This is a genomic window from Labrenzia sp. THAF191a, assembly GCF_009363335.1.
GTDB classification, from domain to species: domain Bacteria; phylum Pseudomonadota; class Alphaproteobacteria; order Rhizobiales; family Stappiaceae; genus Roseibium; species Roseibium algicola.
The window spans coordinates 3,462,435-3,477,936 of the sequence record NZ_CP045333.1 but is presented as its reverse complement, the minus strand read 5'-3'; the positions used below and the strand labels follow the sequence as shown (position 1 = coordinate 3,477,936).

Genomic DNA, 15,502 nt, shown 5'->3' with positions numbered 1-15,502 from the left:
CGTCAAATGCAATTCACTTCAGAGGTGAAGTTTGACCTATTACTTTTACATCCTGGCAAGCCGGATGAACGGCCCGCTCTACATCGGGGTGACAAACGGTCTTGCCCGGCGCGTTGAGGAGCATCGCGGTGGGGCAGGCGGCGATTTCACCCGCAAGCACGGCATCGGCAATTTGGTATTTGCAGAAGCGTTCGATGATGTGAGCGAAGCCATCGCCATGGAGAAACGCCTCAAGAAATGGCGCAGATCCTGGAAAGTTCAACTAATCGAGAAGTCCAATCCCGAGTGGCATGATTTAATGGCACCCTAACCCCAGTGTCACCCCGGGCGAGCAGCGCGAGACCCGGGGCCTACTCGTTTGCAGAGCGTATGAGAGCTGGATGAGGCGATGCCTCTTTCAAGTCGGACTCAAGATCCGGCACGCAATGCCGTCTTAGGGCATCGCCCGGCCACTGGAAGTCGAATGACCACCGCCTCTCAATCACTCACCCCATCCAACTCGTCCGAGAGGTTCTCCCGGATCCGCCGGGTAACCGCGAGAAACCCCTCGATTTCCTCGGCTGAGAGGCCGCTGAGCATTTTCTGTTCGACGGCTTTCAGCTTGGGGGCAAGATCCTCGAAAGCCGCGCGTCCTTCCTCTGAAAGCTGCAAAAGAAAACTGCGGCCGTCAGCCTCGTTGCTTTCGCGTGTCAGAAAGCCACGCTCTTCCATGCGTTTCACGGCCCGGCTGACAACCACCTTGTCCATGCTGGAGCGGGAAACGATCTCGCTTGCCTGCAGTCCGCCAGAGGCCGAGCCGAGAATGGCCATGGTGCGCCATTCGGCAGGCATCATGCCGTAATCGCGCTGGTAAACCGCTGAAAGAGCCCGTGTGACGTCGGAATAAAAGACACGCACCCGATAGGGAAAAAATGTTTCCAGCTCGAAGTCGGGCAATGGCGTCTCCGGCGTTTCGCTCGCAATCCCAATGGCTTCTTGGGTCTCGGTCTCCGGATTGGTCAGCTTGGTCATCGGCGCTCAACAGTATTGGTTAGGTCGTCTGCACGATTTTACGATTGACTTGGTTTCATGTGTAACTATTTTGTTGCATATGTAACTATGTTTGGCATCACGTTTCAAGTCCGGGATCATACCGGCAAGAACGGCCTTCATGAAATGAAGGGGAGGAGAAAATCGTGAAACAGTTGAAGTGTCTTTCCATTCTCGCAGGTGTGGCAGCGTCCGCATTGACCGGTTTCATCGCCAGCGCATCCGCCGACGAACTGGTTCTGTCGTCCTGGCTGCCGCCGAAACACCCGCTCGTTACCGACGTGATGGAGCCCTGGGCAGCGGAAGTCGCCATGGCTACCGATGGCCGCGTAACCGTGCGCATTCTGCCCAAGCCGGTCGGCTCGCCGCCTGAGCATTTCGACCTTGCCGCCGAAGGCATCGTCGACATCACCTACGGCCTGCACTCCTTCACGCGCGACGACCGTTTCCTGCGTTCGCGCATTGGCCAGTTCTCCTTCATCGCAAACACTGCGACAGAAGGCTCCAAGGCCTATTGGGACGTCTATGGCGGCACCCTCGACGCGCAAGGCGAACACAAGGGCACCAAGCTGCTCGGCCTTTGGGTTCACGGCCCCGGCATGTTCCACAACAACCAGCGCAAGATCGAAAAGCCTGAAGATTTTGCCGGTCTGAAGATCCGCACTCCGGGCGGCTATGTTGCGGACCTGTCTCAGGAACTTGACATCATCACCCAGTTCATGGGCCCGGGCGAAGTTTACGAGAAGCTGTCCCGCGGTGTTATCGATGGTGTTACCTTCCCCATGGAAGCGTTGCAGGCCTTCAATCTGACCGACTACACCAAATACTCCATGAGCCTGCCGGGCGGCTTCTACAACACCTCTTGGTTCATGGTCATGAATGAAGATGTCTGGGACGGCCTGTCGGAAGAAGACCAGGCGGCCATCGACAAGATTTCCGGTGAAGCCCTTGCCGAAATGGCCGGCGGCGTCTGGGATGGCGCGGATGCCCGTGCGGCTTCCTACATTGCCGACAAGGACATTGAGGTCTACGACGCACCGGCCCCGGTTCTGGAGGCGGTCAAGGAACTTGCAGCCAAGCATGAAGCTACCTGGGCGGCTGCCGTTGCCGAAACCGGCTTTGACGGCACCGCCGCTCTGGCCGAGTTCCGCGACAAAACCGGCATCAAGCACTAAGCATGTCTGCCGAATCCAACGGCCAGGCCCCTCGCCGGATCGATACGATCCGGCGAGGGGTCGGTTTCCTGCTCGGGCTGGCCTGTTTATGTGTGCTGGCCGGCCTGATCGGGCTAACCTGTGTCGACGTCGTCGCACGCTATGCCTTCAACAGCCCCGTGAACGGTGCTTATGAGCTGACGGAGCTGCTGCTGGCCACGCTGATCTTCCTGGCCCTGCCACTGACGACCGCTGCCGGCGAACATATCGAGGTGGAACTTCTCGACGGGCTCAAGAGCGCCCTTCTCAAACGGCTCGGCACATTGGTTGCCGCTGTTTGCACGGTCGGTGTCCTGGCCCTGATCGCGTTCAAGCTGTTCGAGCATGCCGAGAAGATGGACCGCCGCGGACAGGTGACGGATTCCCTTCAGATCCCGCTCTCGCTGATCGGTTGGCTGGGAGCTGCCTCCTTCGCGCTCTCCGCCATCGCCGCCATAGTCTTCGCGGCCAGGCGGTTCCGCGAAAAAGCTTGATACCAGTGAGTATTGAATATGCTTGAAGCTCTGATCGGTTTCGTTGCGCTTTTCGCGCTCGTGCTGCTGCGCGTGCCCATTGCAATTGCGATGATCATCGTCGGCACTGCCGGGTTCGCGGCCCTGCGAAACTGGAATGCCGCGCTGAACCTTCTCGGAAATGCGGCCTTCGAAACCGGCCTTTCGTTCACCCTTTCGGTGATCCCGTTGTTCATTCTGATGGGCAACCTCCTGACCATTTCCGGTGTCAGCCAGTCGCTGTTCTCGACCGCTCACCACATGCTTCACCGCATGCGTGGTGGCCTTGCCATGGCGGCCATTGTCGCCTGTGGCGGCTTTTCGGCAGTTTGCGGCTCGTCTCTGGCAACGGCCGCCACCATGTCCAAGGTGGCCATGCCTTCCATGCGCAAGGCAGGCTATGCCGACAGTCTGGCAACCGGCTCCATCGCTGCCGGTGGCACGCTTGGCATCCTGATCCCGCCTTCCGTCATCCTGATCATCTACGGCCTGCTGACCGAGGCCGACATCGGCAAGTTGTTCATTGCCGGCATCATCCCGGGCCTGCTGGGCGTATTGTTCTATCTCGGCGCCATTTACGTCACGGTTCTGCTGAAACCCGAGCTTGCGCCAACAGCTTCCGAAGACATGAAGCTCGAAAAGCGTGACGTCTGGGGTGTTCTGGCGGTTGTCGGGCTATTTGCCGTGATCATGATCGGCATCTACGGCGGCTTCTTCACGCCGACAGAAGCAGCCGGCATCGGTGCTGCCGCCGCCTTCGTGATCGCGCTCGTGTCCGGTGGTCTGACGTTTGAAAAGCTCTACACCGCCGCGCTCAACTGCGCGCGCACCACGGCGATGATCTTTGCGATCATCATCGGCGCGGAAGTCTTTTCCAACTTCATCAGCTATGCCGGTGTGCCTGACGCGCTGTTGACCTTCGTTCAGTCGCTCGACGTGAACGCCTATGTCGTCATTCTGGTTCTGGTGCTGATCTACGTGGTGCTGGGGGCAGTGCTGGAAAGCCTGTCGATGATCCTGCTGACGGTCCCGGTCTTCTTCCCGCTGGTCAGCTCGCTCGATTTCGGCGGCGGTTTGCTGGCAGATCCGGAGATGGTGCTGATCTGGTTCGGCATCATCGTGGTGGTGGTCACCGAAATCAGCCTCATCTCGCCGCCGATCGGCCTCAACGTCTTCGTGCTTCGCTCCGTGCTGACGGACGTGCCGTTGAGAACGATGTTTGCCGGCATTCTGCCGTTCTGGCTGGCCGACATCCTGCGACTGGCGCTGTTGATTGCTGTTCCGCTGCTGTCACTGGCGCTCATCTGAGGCTTTACCGGCCGGTGCATGGCCAGGAAAACCGAACTCCAAAGAATTGCCGGACGGTGGCCACACCGCCCGGCATACCTTTCATCAGGCCGCCAGCGCCTCTGCGTCGCTGCCGGCAGGAAGGTGGGCGGGACATGACGGATCGGTTACCGCCCGCCAGATGGCTTTGACCACATCCTCCGACCGGGTCGGTTCCTTGTCGGCATCTGCCATGAAGGCTCCCATCACTTCGTCGACAAAGGGCTTGTAGGCCACAGGTGCTTCCAATGCATCCGCCATCAACGCTCGTGCATTCGTGCCAAAGCTGGTCGAAGGTGCGCGGCCCGGCAAAACCAGCTGGACGCGAATGCCAAGCGGCGCAAGCTCCAGAGCCAGGCAATCGGTATAGGCATTCACCGCCGCCTTGCTGGCGGTATAGATCGGCAGTAAAGGCAAGGACTTCAACGTCACACTGGACGACACATTGACGATAACGCCCTCGCCCTTCTCCCGCATCTGCGGTAGCACTGCGCGGATCATCTCGAACGTCCCGAAGGTGTTGGTGTCGAATATCCTGCGCACCACCTCTTCCGACGTTGCCTCGAAGGGCGACAACCAGCCAACACCAGCATTGTTGACCAGCACTTCGACCGGACCGGCGGCGGCGACGGCCTCGGCAATGCTGGTGTGATCTGTCACGTCCAGCGGCAGAATGCGCAAATGTTCGGAGGCCGGCAGCAAGGTGGCGTCGGGGTTGCGCATGGTCGCAACCACCCGCCAGCCCTCGTTCAGAAAATGCCGCGCCGTTTCCAGCCCGAAGCCGGAGGAACATCCAGTAATCATGATCGTCTTCATGACAAAGTCTCCTGTTGTTGGATGCTCCCCATATCGACACGACTGACAAAACTTTCTATCATGAGAAGTCTCAGTCTTTTTATCGAAAGTCCGAAATGGCAGATCCCCTGTCCGAAGTGATCACACTTCTGCGGCCCAGAGCCCCCTTCTCGAAAATTGGGGAAGCCTCCGGCCCCTTCCGGGTGCGACGGGACGATGTCAACGAAGCGTTCTATTGCCTGGTGCTGATGGGGCGGCTCAACCTGGAAGTGGACGGAAAAGCACCGGTGATATTGTCAGCGGGCGATTTCGCCCTGCTGCCCGCCGTTGGCGGACTGACTGTCACCAGTCTCGATCCGCCACCACCGCCAGGCTATTTCAGCCAGCCTGTTTACGGGGAAGATGGTGTTGTGCGCGTCGGCATGCTGGACCCGCGTGAAACCCCGCCCCAGGTTCAGCAGCTGGTTGGCCATTGCAGCTTCGGCAGCCCGGATGCCGAACTGCTGGTCTCTCTTCTGCCGGAGATGGTGGTTGTGCGCGGCGAAGATCGTCTGGCGTCGCTGGCAGCCCTGGTACGCGACGAGGCACGAGCCGATCGCCCTGCAAGGGATGTGGTGCTGGAAAACCTTCTGCAGGTCCTCCTGATCGAGGCCTTCCGTTCAAGCGTCCAGTCCACCGCTTCCACCGGGCTCCTCAGCGGCCTTGCGGATGCTCGGGTGGCCCCTGCCCTGCGTGCCATGCACGGCGCACCGCAACAGGCCTGGTCGATCCGGGCGCTGGCCGGCGAGGCAGGCCTCTCCCGCTCCGCGTTCATTACCCGTTTCAACCGCATTGTCGGCCTGCCGCCAATGAGCTACCTGCTCAACTGGCGCATGACGCTAGCCAAGCACATGCTGCGCTCAGGCCTCCACAGCATCGGCGAGATTTCCAGCCGGACCGGCTATGGCTCCACCAGCGCCTTCAGCACAGCCTTTACCCGGCACGTTGGCTGCCCGCCCGTCAGATACGGCAAGGCAGGTGCTACAAGCTGATGCAGCGACGACCGTTGACCATTTCGCAACTGGGAATTACCCGGCAAGCAATCATCAGGAACTGAAAAGCTCCCCAATTTAGGCTTGATGACAGAAGGCGGTTGCTGGCAGGCAAAATAAAAAATACCCTGAACCTCTCAGAGCCCGGGGCCAGCAGGAAAATTCAGGCTATTGTGGCCCGACTGCGTCAGGAGCCCGTTTTCGGCCTCAGACGTTCTGCAGCGTCCAGGCAGCCATTTCTGCAAACACCCGGTCGGCTGAAGCGTTCATGGCCTCGACCGCCTTGTCGACGGTCGTGCTGCCGGAAGAGGTTTCCGCCCTGAAGACCTTGTTGGCAACCGTGCGGCCGTTGCGGTCATTGACGATGCGGGCCGAAATTTCGACGACACCACGATTGGCTCCGGCCACTTGCAGTTCAAAGGCACGGATTTCCGTCTGGAGCTGATAGTCGATCAGCAGGCCGTCGCCCGGCAGACCAACCCCGCGCAGGCGGTTGGTGTTTTGCAGGGTTTCGACAAGTTTCAGCTGCACCACGTTGGGCAGCGTGTCGGCCCAGGCAGAATCCGGGTAGTAGCTGTAGACCGGCCCCTTGTCGACAACCGCGATGTAACTGGTGTCGAGCGCTTTCAGTGCCCGGGGCGCGGAAACGAGAACCTGAACGCGGCTGGACCGGCCCTGAAGGCCACCGACGTCGGCCGCACCGATGCTGTAGTAGGCCGACGGCGCGGAACTGGCGCATCCGGACACAAGCACGCCGAGCCCGAGAGCGGTCAAGACGCCCCGGCGGGTCATGTCAGTGGTTGCCTTCGTCATACGCCCCTGCCTCTGCACATTCAGTCTCACCGGCGCCGCCCGCCGGAATATGTCGGCACATCTTCACCGCCGAAGATCACCCGGTTCGGACTGCGTTCAAAGCTTTCCGCCGCCCGCTGGATCGAGATCAGTGTCCGGTTAACCTGCGCCAGCGCCGCAGCGAAATCCGCAGAGCCCTGGGTCGCAAACTTGGAAAGCCCGCCGGCAATCGAATCTGCCCGGCTTTCAAACGCAACCGCAACCTTGCGGATTGCCTGCGCGGCCAAGGTCGCTTCCTTGATCAAGCCTTCACCATCGCCGTCCACCATTGTGGAAACCTTCTCGACCAGGCTTTCGACGCGCACCGAGGTGGAATTCAGCGTCGCGGTCATCTGCTTGGCATCGGTGATGATCTGGTCGACGTCAGGTGTGCGCTTCGAAAGATCGTCCGTCATCTGCTGAACGTTGTCCGCAGCCTTGCGGGCACTTTCCAGGATGGCCGGAATGCCGTCTTCCGGGTTTGCCAGTCCTGCTGTCGCCGTTTCGACGGAACCGACGATATTCGCAACCTTTTCCGGATCCACGGCCTTCATCAGGTCGTTCGCGGTCTGAAGCGTCGTCGCAAAACGTTCGGCCGCCGCCTGAACATCCGTTATCAGCGCCGCGATCCGGTCATCCTGGCCACGAACCGTCGCTGAAACCGCCTCGAAGTTCTGAACGGTGGACTTGGTCGAAGCGATGATCTCGTTGATCTGCGTCTGCTGATTGTTGAAGTTGTCGATGATGCTGGAAACATTGTCGACGGCCTTGCTGACCTTCTCCGGATCGACACTCGCCACAAGCTCGTCGACCTTACCCAGCGATGCATTGAGGCTGTCGGTGAAGGTGCTGACATTGGCAACCACTTCTTCGACCTTCAGCGGATCAATGGCAGCGGCAATTTCCACGCCGCGCGTCATGATGGCATCCACCTTGACCACGACATCACGCCCGCCTTGCACGATATCCTTGATCGCGCCTTCCTGGTTCCGGATGTTTTCCACCACCGCATTGACGTTCTGCATGGTTTCGCTGGTGGAACTGATCAGCTTGTCGATGTCCCCGGTGCGCTTCTGCAGCACCTCGCCAAGGGCTGCGGCCCCTTGCACCACCTTCTGGACATCTTCGGGATCAACCGCGCCAACAATCTTGTGAACGCGATCGAGCCCTTCATTCAGGTTCACCGTGAAGGTCTGCAGTTCCTTGGCCGCGCTCTGGGCATCGGCCATCAGGAGATCGATGTCGCTGCTGGCCTTGCCGAGACTTGCAGAAAACTTGGAAAGGTCATCGACAATGGCGGTGACCTTGTCGGAAGGCACGGCAGCCAGCAGGCGTTCACCTTCCTGCACCAGCGTCTCAAGCCGGCCGGACAGGCTGGAAAACGCATCGGAAGCCTTGCCGATGCTGGCCATGAAATCCTTCACGCCATCGGAATTGGCGGCCAGCGCGGCCGAAAAGGTCTCTGCGTTGTTGACGATCTCGGTGATTGCTGGACCGTTGTCCTTCAGCAGGTCGTCGACCGTCTTCATGGTCGAATCCGCACGCTTGAGAACATCGCGGGCACCATCCACGATGTCATCGAAGAAGGACCGTTCGGCGTAGATGACCGGAACTTTGTCCTCGTCCTGGTCGTCGGCCATGCTCAGCAGAAGCGGCGATTCAGATGTTCCGCCACTGAGGTCGACATACGCGACACCTGTCAGACCGGTAAAATTCAGCGTTGCCTTGGTATCTTCGCGCAAGGGAGTCGAGGGCTTGATGCCAACGGTGGCCACAACCTTGGTCGGATCCCCCGGTGCAAAGTCCAGCGATTTCACATCGCCGACCTTGATGCCGTTGAAAAGCACCTGCCCCCCGACCGGAAGCCCTGTCACAGGGCCCGGATAGACGATTTTCAGTTCAACGTTCTGCCTGGATTCCGCGGTAACGGCGAGCCAATACACAAAGCCGAACGCACCGATCAGGATTGCGACCATGAAGGCGCCGATCAGAATATAGTTCGCGCGGGTTTCCATTCAGTCCAACCTATACTCGGCGCAGGGCCCGTTCACCCCTGAAGTAAGATTTAATCCAGGGATCATCATTTTTCATCATATCGTCCATCGTGCCGATGGCCAGAACCCGCTTTTTCCCAAGAACAGCAATCCGATCACAGATAGAATGCAAACTATCAAGATCATGGGTGACCATATAAACGGTCAGTCCGAGGGTCGAACTGAGATTTGCAATAAGCGAATCAAAGGCCGCCGCCCCGATCGGATCGAGTCCGGACGTCGGTTCGTCCAGAAACACCAAATCCGGGTCGAGTGCAAGGGCGCGAGCCAGGCTGGCCCTTTTGATCATGCCCCCTGAAAGTTCCGACGGCAGCTTGTCGGCGGCATCTTGCGGCAGCCCGACCAGTTCCAGTTTCAGGGTCGCCAGTTCGTCCATCAATTGCGGCGAAAGCTTCAGGTGCTCCCGCATCGGCACCTGGATGTTCTGCTTGACCGAAAGCGAGGAAAACAGCGCGCCCTGCTGAAAAAGCACCCCCCAGCGGCGCTCGATTGCCGTGCGTTCCTTCGGGCTCGCGGTCGACAGGTCGTGTCCGAAAACCGAAATCTGCCCGGTTCGCTTGGGAGTCAGGCCCAGGATGGTGCGCATAAGCACCGACTTGCCGGTTCCCGATCCACCGACGAAACCAAGCACCTCGCCCCGGCGCACATCCAGGTCGAGATCCTGCAGGATGATCTTGGAACCGAATCCAACGGTGATGTCGCGCACGGACAGGACATTGTCCGACTTCTCGCCCGTCGCGGCGGTCTCTTTTGCAGGCGTCACGCTTTGGCTTGGCGTCATCGGTCGGTCAAACTCCAATCGCGGCAAAGAATATGGCGAAGAAACCATCCACCACGATGACTAGAAAAATCGCTTTCACCACCGACATGGTGGTGTGACGGCCAAGAGATTCGGAGGAGCCTTCGACTTTCAGCCCTTCCACACAGGCAATCAGGCCGACGATCAGCGCCATGAAGGGCGCCTTCACCAGACCCACGACCAGCGTATTGATCGTGATGGCCGCCTGCAACTGGGTCAAGAAGGCGGCCGGTGGTATGTCCAGATAGGCCCAGGTCACGATGCCTGACCCAAGCAGCGCCGAGAGATCCGAGATGAACGTCAAGATCGGCAGCGCGATCATCAGCGCAAGAATTCGAGGCAAAACAAGGACTTCAGTCACGCTGAGGCCGATCACATGCAGTGCGTCGACTTCCTCCTGCATCCGCATCGCCCCAAGTTCCGCCGTGAAGGCGGATCCCGAGCGCCCTGCCACCATGATGGCGGTCAGGATCACGCCGATTTCCCTGAGGACCAGGATGCCTGCAAGGTCGACCACGAAGATGTCGGCACCGAATTGCCTGAGGTAGAAGCCGCCCTGCTGCGATATGATGGCGCCTATGAGAAAACTCATCAGCGCGACGATCGGTACGGCTCCAATGCAGCTCCGGTCGAACTGAACCGCGATCGATATGCTGCGCAGGCGTTTGGGCTGCAGCAGAACTGTCGACAGAACCAGGCCGAGCGAGCCGAGAATATGCAGCATCGCCAGGGCGTCGTGATAGACGTCCACCATCTGGCGGCCCGTGGCTTCCAGGAAGCCGGCAATGGAAAATCCGTTCCTGTCAGGCTTGTATCTCGGAGGATGGTGGCTCTCGATTTCCTCGAACAGGGTCTGGCGGACGGGAGAGACACCGGTCAGGCCAACCTTGCGTCCCTCGAATTCCAGTCGGCCGCGCGTGCGGTGGATCAGCCAGGCGCCGCTCGTATCCAGATGCTCGATCTGGGACACATCGATGCAGGTCAGACTTTTTTTGTCGATCGTGAGGCTGTTCAGCTCTTTTTCTGCATCGGCGATGGTGCTGACAGTCCAGTCGCCGGAAAGGGCAAGGTATTGATGATCCGGCCCGTCTGCTTCCAGAACCATCTCCGGTGCGATGTTTTTTTCCAAGAATGCCATTCCGGCTGGCTGCCCTCTTGCCGCTGGTTCACCATCCCTCGTATACCTGATGGAGAAGTTCAATACCAACCGTCATTCACCATGAAGTTGGTAAACCCTCCAGCAGCCACTTGAAAGCTTAATCCATGGAAATTGCACGTCCTTACCTGTTGTTTCTCGGTGATGTTCCCGATGCCCTCGCCGCCAAGACCGCGATCGGCATCGTCGATTGGCGCAAGGACTGGTGCCTGGGCCAGGTCCGCATGCCCGGATGCGCCGCCGACACAGGCCTTGCCGACATGTCGATTGCAGAGGGGGCGGAAGCTGGCGCCAAGACGTTCATCATCGGAGCTGTGAATGCCGGCGGTCGCCTGCCGGAGCACTGGGTCGAATCTGTCGTCGAAGCACTCGATGCCGGCATGGACGTCGCTTCCGGCCTCCATGTGCGCCTTGCCAGCGTGCCGGCGATCAAGGAAGCCGCAGAACGGAACGGTCGACAGCTCCACGACGTGCGCCACAGCAGCATGGCTTTTGCCACCGGCAAGGGCACCAAACGCGCCGGCAAACGGATCCTGGCCGTGGGTACCGATTGTTCCGTCGGCAAGAAATACACCGCCCTTGCCATGGACAAGGCAATGAACGACCGGGGCTATTCCAGCACCTTCTGCGCCACCGGCCAGACCGGCGTGTTCATTTCCGGCCGCGGTGTCGCACTCGACGCGGTAATTGCCGACTTCATTTCCGGAGCTGCCGAGTGGATCTCTCCGGAGACCGATCCCGATAACTGGCAGATCATCGAAGGCCAGGGCTCCCTGTTCCATCCGTCCTTCGCCGGCGTCACACTTGGTCTTCTGCACGGCTCCCAGCCGGACGGTTTCATCGTCTGCCATGAACCGACACGCACCAAGATGCGCGGCGTCGAAGCGGCACTTCCGACGATCCAGCAGGTCATCGACATGACCATTGCCTGCGGCAAACTCACCAATCCGGACATCCGCTGCGTCGGCATTGCGGTGAACACCACCGCACTCGATGACGATGAGGCCCTCGCTTACCTGGCAAAGGTCGGTGAAAAGCACGGCCTGCCGGCAACCGATCCGGTCCGCTACGGCATGGAAGCCATCGTTGACAAGGTCTCGGCGGAATTCGGTGCGCCATGAGCCTTGAGGTCAGCATCGAAGCGCAACGCTTCGAAATCGCGGGAGGTTTCAGGATCTCCCGCGAGACCCGAACCCATGCCCAGGTCGTGGTCGTCACCCTGAGTGACGGCAAGGCAACCGGCCATGGCGAAAGCGTGCCCTATCCGCGTTACGGCGAATCGCTCGAAACCGTTCAGACGCAGATCGAGGAAATCGCGCCCCTTTTGAAAAACGGCCTCAGCCGGGAACAGCTTCTGGAGGCGATGCCCGCCGGAGCAGCCCGCAATGCCGTCGACTGCGCTCTTTGGGACCTGGAAGCAAAACGATCCGGAACACCGGCAACGGACATTGCCGGTGTCGGTCCGCTGAAGCCGGTCACGACAGCCTTCACCATCAGTGTCGACACGCCGGAAAAGATGGCTGAAAAGACCCGCGCCGCAGCTCATCGCCCGCTTTTGAAGATCAAGCTTGCCGGCCCCGGTGATGACGAGCGGATTGCCGCCGTACGCCTTGCCGCTCCTGACAGCACCCTGATCGTCGATGCCAACGAAGCCTGGGACGAAAGCTGCTTTGAGATCAACATGGCCGCCTGCGAAGCAGCAGGCGTTGCCCTGATCGAACAACCGTTGCCGTCAAAGAACGACGGCTTGTTGGCAGGGCTCGAGCGGCGTGTGGTGATCTGCGCGGACGAAAGCCTTCATCCGGGCAAGAGCATCGATGGGCTGCGCGCAAAATATGACGCGGTCAACATCAAGCTCGACAAGGCAGGTGGTCTGACGGCTGCGCTGAAGCTCTGCGATGAAGCGCGCGCCCAGGATCTCAAGGTCATGGTCGGATGCATGCTCGGCACGTCTCTCGCGATGGCGCCTGCGGTCCTGATCGCCCAGAAGGCGGATTTTGTCGACCTCGACGGACCTCTGCTCCTGGCCGAAGACCGCTCACCGGGACTGAAGTTCGAAGGTAGCACGCTCTATCCGCCTCAGCCGGAGCTGTGGGGGTAAGAACTTCAGCGCTGAACAAAAGAAAAGCGCCGGTTCCTTGTCATTGGGCCGGCGTTTTTTGTGGGTATGCATATCTGGACTATCGAAGGGCGCTGAAATGCCTCTTCAGCGGGATATAGGGAAATCCCCCAACCTCACTCCGCCGCCATGCGATTTCGCAGCATTGGGGTCATCGCCAGCGTCAACAGCGTGCCGATTGCCGCAACCACGGACATCACGAAAAAGGGCCAGTCCGGATTGATCTCGTAAATGGCGCCGGAAATGCTGAGGCCGATCGCCATCTGGATGCCTACGGAAGTCGCAAGCAGCCCCTGCCCCGTTCCCGCCCAACGGCTCGGCACGACCCGTGCAAGGATCGCGACGGCCCCCAGATGGGCCGCGCCGAAAGATAGGCCGTGCAAAGTCTGCAAGGCAGCCATGGCGGGGAGCGTGTCGGCGAAGGGAAACAGCAGCCAACGCAAGGTTGCCGCCACCCCGGCGGCCAGCAGAAAGATCGGCGGATCAAACCGTTGCGCCAGGTTTCCGGCAACCGTGAACAGGGCGATTTCAGCCGCAACACCCGTCGCCCACAAGAGACCGATCGCAAAGTCAGGCACATCCATCGCCTGCCAGTAGAGCGTCCCGAAGCCGTAAAAGGCTGAATGGCTCGCCTGGTACAATCCAAGTACCATCAACAACGGCCAGAACCAGACACTTTTGAACGGCGTGTCCTTGTGGTCGTCCGAAGTCCCGTCGGCCGCTTCGGAAGGCGTTTCACCACGTTTTTGCCGGGGAAGCGACATGGCAACAGCACCCGTTGCCAGGGAAGCAAGGCCGACGGCAACCACGATGAGCCAGGACGTACCTTCCGCAGCCAGTGAACCTCCGAAGATGCTGGCAACCACGAAACCGGCCGAGCCCCACAGCCGCATGCGGGCGTAATCCGCTCCCGTATTGCGCTGGACATCCAGCGCATAGGCATCGCTGAGCGGCACCACCGGCGCATTCATGACCATGTAGCCGATCACCGCGACGGACAGGAACACAAGCCCCAGGGGCAGGAAATAAAGCCCGATGAAGGTCGCAGCCGCCAGCGAATAGATCAGAATCGACAGCCTGCGCTGGCCGGTGCGGTCGGAGAGATTCGACAGAAGCGGACTTGCCGCGATCCGGGCAATCGTGCCTATCCCCAGAACAAATCCGATTTCAGCCGCTGTCAGCCCGCGAAACCCGAGCACGACCGGAATAAACGGCAGAAACAGGCCAACGCCGAAGAAATGGCTGGCGAACAGGGCCGAGACACGGCTGCTGATACTGGAACGGTCGAGCGACATGGGATACCGGGCGAAGTAGCGCCCTAAAAGGATGTTAACGTTTTCCGCCTTACCTTGGGGGCGAAGTTGTCCGTGTTACGGCAATAAACGACCCTTAGGCAAGTTGAGATTCGCGTCCACATGAAAGCGGAAGCAGCACAGGAACAGCCGGAGCTGATCGGCGAAGCCGAATACCAGACTCTCGAACAGACCCTGATGGAGTCCGATCGCGGGCGCAGGTTTCTGAAAGAGTTTCTCAATCGCAACAAGACCCCGGAAACCACCGAGATCCTGACCGCGATTGGCCGGCTAGAGAAAATGATGACCCGGCAGCGCAAGGTGCCGGATCTCGACAAGATCCGTCTCGACATTGCCGACATGCACGAGGCTATCGAGCGTACCAAGGCCGAGATTGCCAACATCAAGGCGGAAGGCGAGGAAAGCAACCGCTTTGTCGACGCCTCTCACGAACTCGATGCCATCGTCACCCAGACCGAAGGCGCGACCCAATCCATTCTGGAAGCTGCAGAGCAGATTCAGGAGAAGGCCTGGGTCCTGCGCGAGAATGGTGCGGACGATGCCGTGTGCGACGACATCGATGCCAAGGCGACCGAAATCTTCATGGCCTGTTCCTTCCAGGATCTGACCGGCCAGCGGACCAACAAGGTTGTTCAGGTACTGCGCTATCTTGAAAGCCGCATCAACCTGATGATCAACATCTGGGGCATCCAGGAGCTGGAAGCCGAAGCAACGGCTGGCCCGGTCGACACTCGTCCGGATGCACATCTCCTGAACGGCCCGCAGCTTGCGGGCGGCGTTTCCCAGAACAACGTCGATGAGCTGATGTCCGTCAGCGACGACGTGTTTGACGCCGCACTGAAGGAAACCGGCGCGGAATCAGCCCCGGCAGAAGCTCCGAAGCATGCCAGCGAAGCTGATGTTGATGCCATCATGGCAAGCGAAGCCGACGTCGATGCCATCATGGCCGGCGGTGACGAGCCGATGGACGCAGCCGCTATCGACGACATGTTCGCCTCCGCTCCTGCCGCCGACGAAGAGGAAGAAGACGACGAGTTCGCCGGTGCCGACCCGGACGCCACTCTGGATGAAGCTGCCATCGAACGCCTGTTCGACAGCGAAGTGGGTGGTGGCACTCATGAAGCGGCAGACGAAGCCGAGGCCGACGCCGAATGGGAGCTGACCGAGGAAGTCAGTGAAGAAGATGGCGAAGATCCGCTGAAACAGCTGTCCGAAGCCGAGCGCCAGGCACTCTTCAACTAAGAATGCATCCGGCAGGAAATTCGAAAAAGGCGCCCGTTGCGGCGCCTTTTTTTGTTGCCTCTCCTATCGATTCTTGCGGATGGAACGCTATGAATTTCCGAG

General features: G+C 59.7%; 15 protein-coding genes. 8 read left to right on the top strand and 7 right to left on the bottom strand.

Annotation, left to right across the window (positions count from 1 at the left end; genetic code table 11):
* Window positions 1-31: 31 nt before the first annotated feature.
* Window positions 32-310, top strand: coding sequence for a GIY-YIG nuclease family protein (locus FIV05_RS15950; protein WP_152510242.1), 279 nt, complete (start codon window positions 32-34; stop codon window positions 308-310).
* 167 nt (window positions 311-477) lie between these two features.
* Here the strand turns inward: FIV05_RS15950 and FIV05_RS15945 are convergent, their stop codons facing one another.
* Window positions 478-1,011 carry a MarR family transcriptional regulator gene (locus FIV05_RS15945; protein WP_152510241.1) on the bottom strand — a complete coding sequence of 178 codons (534 nt, stop codon included), beginning with the start codon at window positions 1,009-1,011 and terminating at the stop codon, window positions 478-480.
* Window positions 1,012-1,175: 164 nt separating this feature from the next.
* Here FIV05_RS15945 and FIV05_RS15940 point away from each other — a divergent pair, with 164 nt between their 5' ends.
* The 3 genes from FIV05_RS15940 to FIV05_RS15930 are packed head-to-tail and all read left to right on the top strand — an operon-like array spanning window position 1,176 to window position 4,042.
* Complete coding sequence (locus tag FIV05_RS15940) at window positions 1,176-2,204, top strand: TRAP transporter substrate-binding protein (RefSeq protein ID WP_286202199.1); 1,029 nt, start codon at window positions 1,176-1,178, stop codon at window positions 2,202-2,204.
* A gap of 2 nt (window positions 2,205-2,206) precedes the next feature.
* Window positions 2,207-2,716: a TRAP transporter small permease gene (locus FIV05_RS15935; protein WP_152510239.1), complete on the top strand. Its 510-nt coding sequence runs from the start codon at window positions 2,207-2,209 to the stop codon at window positions 2,714-2,716.
* Between the two features lie 18 nt (window positions 2,717-2,734).
* The gene (locus tag FIV05_RS15930; RefSeq protein ID WP_055655294.1) at window positions 2,735-4,042 is read left to right on the top strand and encodes a TRAP transporter large permease; all 1,308 of its coding nucleotides are present in this window, start codon (window positions 2,735-2,737) and stop codon (window positions 4,040-4,042) included.
* 84 nt (window positions 4,043-4,126) lie between these two features.
* Here FIV05_RS15930 and FIV05_RS15925 read toward each other — a convergent pair whose 3' ends face one another.
* Window positions 4,127-4,876: an SDR family oxidoreductase gene (locus FIV05_RS15925; protein WP_152510238.1), complete on the bottom strand. Its 750-nt coding sequence runs from the start codon at window positions 4,874-4,876 to the stop codon at window positions 4,127-4,129.
* Between the two features lie 95 nt (window positions 4,877-4,971).
* On the opposite strand from FIV05_RS15925, the gene FIV05_RS15920 reads away from it, so the two are divergent.
* Window positions 4,972-5,886, top strand: coding sequence for an AraC family transcriptional regulator (locus FIV05_RS15920; RefSeq protein ID WP_152510237.1), 915 nt, complete (start codon window positions 4,972-4,974; stop codon window positions 5,884-5,886).
* A gap of 207 nt (window positions 5,887-6,093) precedes the next feature.
* On the opposite strand, the gene FIV05_RS15915 is transcribed toward FIV05_RS15920, so the two are convergent.
* The 4 genes from FIV05_RS15915 to FIV05_RS15900 are packed head-to-tail and all read right to left on the bottom strand — an operon-like array spanning window position 6,094 to window position 10,708.
* Entirely contained in the window at window positions 6,094-6,699 is a 606-nt protein-coding gene (locus FIV05_RS15915) for an ABC-type transport auxiliary lipoprotein family protein (protein WP_152510236.1), read from the bottom strand.
* A 26-nt stretch (window positions 6,700-6,725) separates the two neighbouring features.
* Window positions 6,726-8,732, bottom strand: a complete 2,007-nt coding sequence (locus FIV05_RS15910) for an MlaD family protein (RefSeq protein WP_152510235.1) — start codon at window positions 8,730-8,732, stop codon at window positions 6,726-6,728.
* A 10-nt stretch (window positions 8,733-8,742) separates the two neighbouring features.
* On the bottom strand, window positions 8,743-9,552 hold the full coding sequence (locus FIV05_RS15905) for an ABC transporter ATP-binding protein (RefSeq protein ID WP_023000657.1): 810 nt from the start codon (window positions 9,550-9,552) through the stop codon (window positions 8,743-8,745).
* 7 nt (window positions 9,553-9,559) lie between these two features.
* On the bottom strand, window positions 9,560-10,708 hold the full coding sequence (locus FIV05_RS15900) for an ABC transporter permease (RefSeq protein WP_152510234.1): 1,149 nt from the start codon (window positions 10,706-10,708) through the stop codon (window positions 9,560-9,562).
* A gap of 125 nt (window positions 10,709-10,833) precedes the next feature.
* Between FIV05_RS15900 and dgcN the strand changes: the two genes are divergently transcribed.
* The gene (dgcN, locus tag FIV05_RS15895; protein ID WP_062488239.1) at window positions 10,834-11,847 is read left to right on the top strand and encodes an N-acetyltransferase DgcN; all 1,014 of its coding nucleotides are present in this window, start codon (window positions 10,834-10,836) and stop codon (window positions 11,845-11,847) included.
* Window positions 11,844-12,827 carry an N-acetyl-D-Glu racemase DgcA gene (gene dgcA / locus FIV05_RS15890; protein WP_023000654.1) on the top strand — a complete coding sequence of 328 codons (984 nt, stop codon included), beginning with the start codon at window positions 11,844-11,846 and terminating at the stop codon, window positions 12,825-12,827. The genes dgcN and dgcA overlap by 4 nt, the downstream gene beginning before the upstream one ends.
* Window positions 12,828-12,961: 134 nt before the next feature.
* Here the strand turns inward: dgcA and FIV05_RS15885 are convergent, their stop codons facing one another.
* Entirely contained in the window at window positions 12,962-14,140 is a 1,179-nt protein-coding gene (locus FIV05_RS15885) for an MFS transporter (RefSeq protein WP_152510233.1), read from the bottom strand.
* Window positions 14,141-14,260: 120 nt separating this feature from the next.
* Between FIV05_RS15885 and FIV05_RS15880 the strand changes: the two genes are divergently transcribed.
* Window positions 14,261-15,400 (top strand): protein phosphatase CheZ, encoded by a 1,140-nt coding sequence (locus tag FIV05_RS15880; protein ID WP_152510232.1) that lies wholly within the window; start codon window positions 14,261-14,263, stop codon window positions 15,398-15,400.
* The last annotated feature ends 102 nt before the right edge of the window (window positions 15,401-15,502 follow it).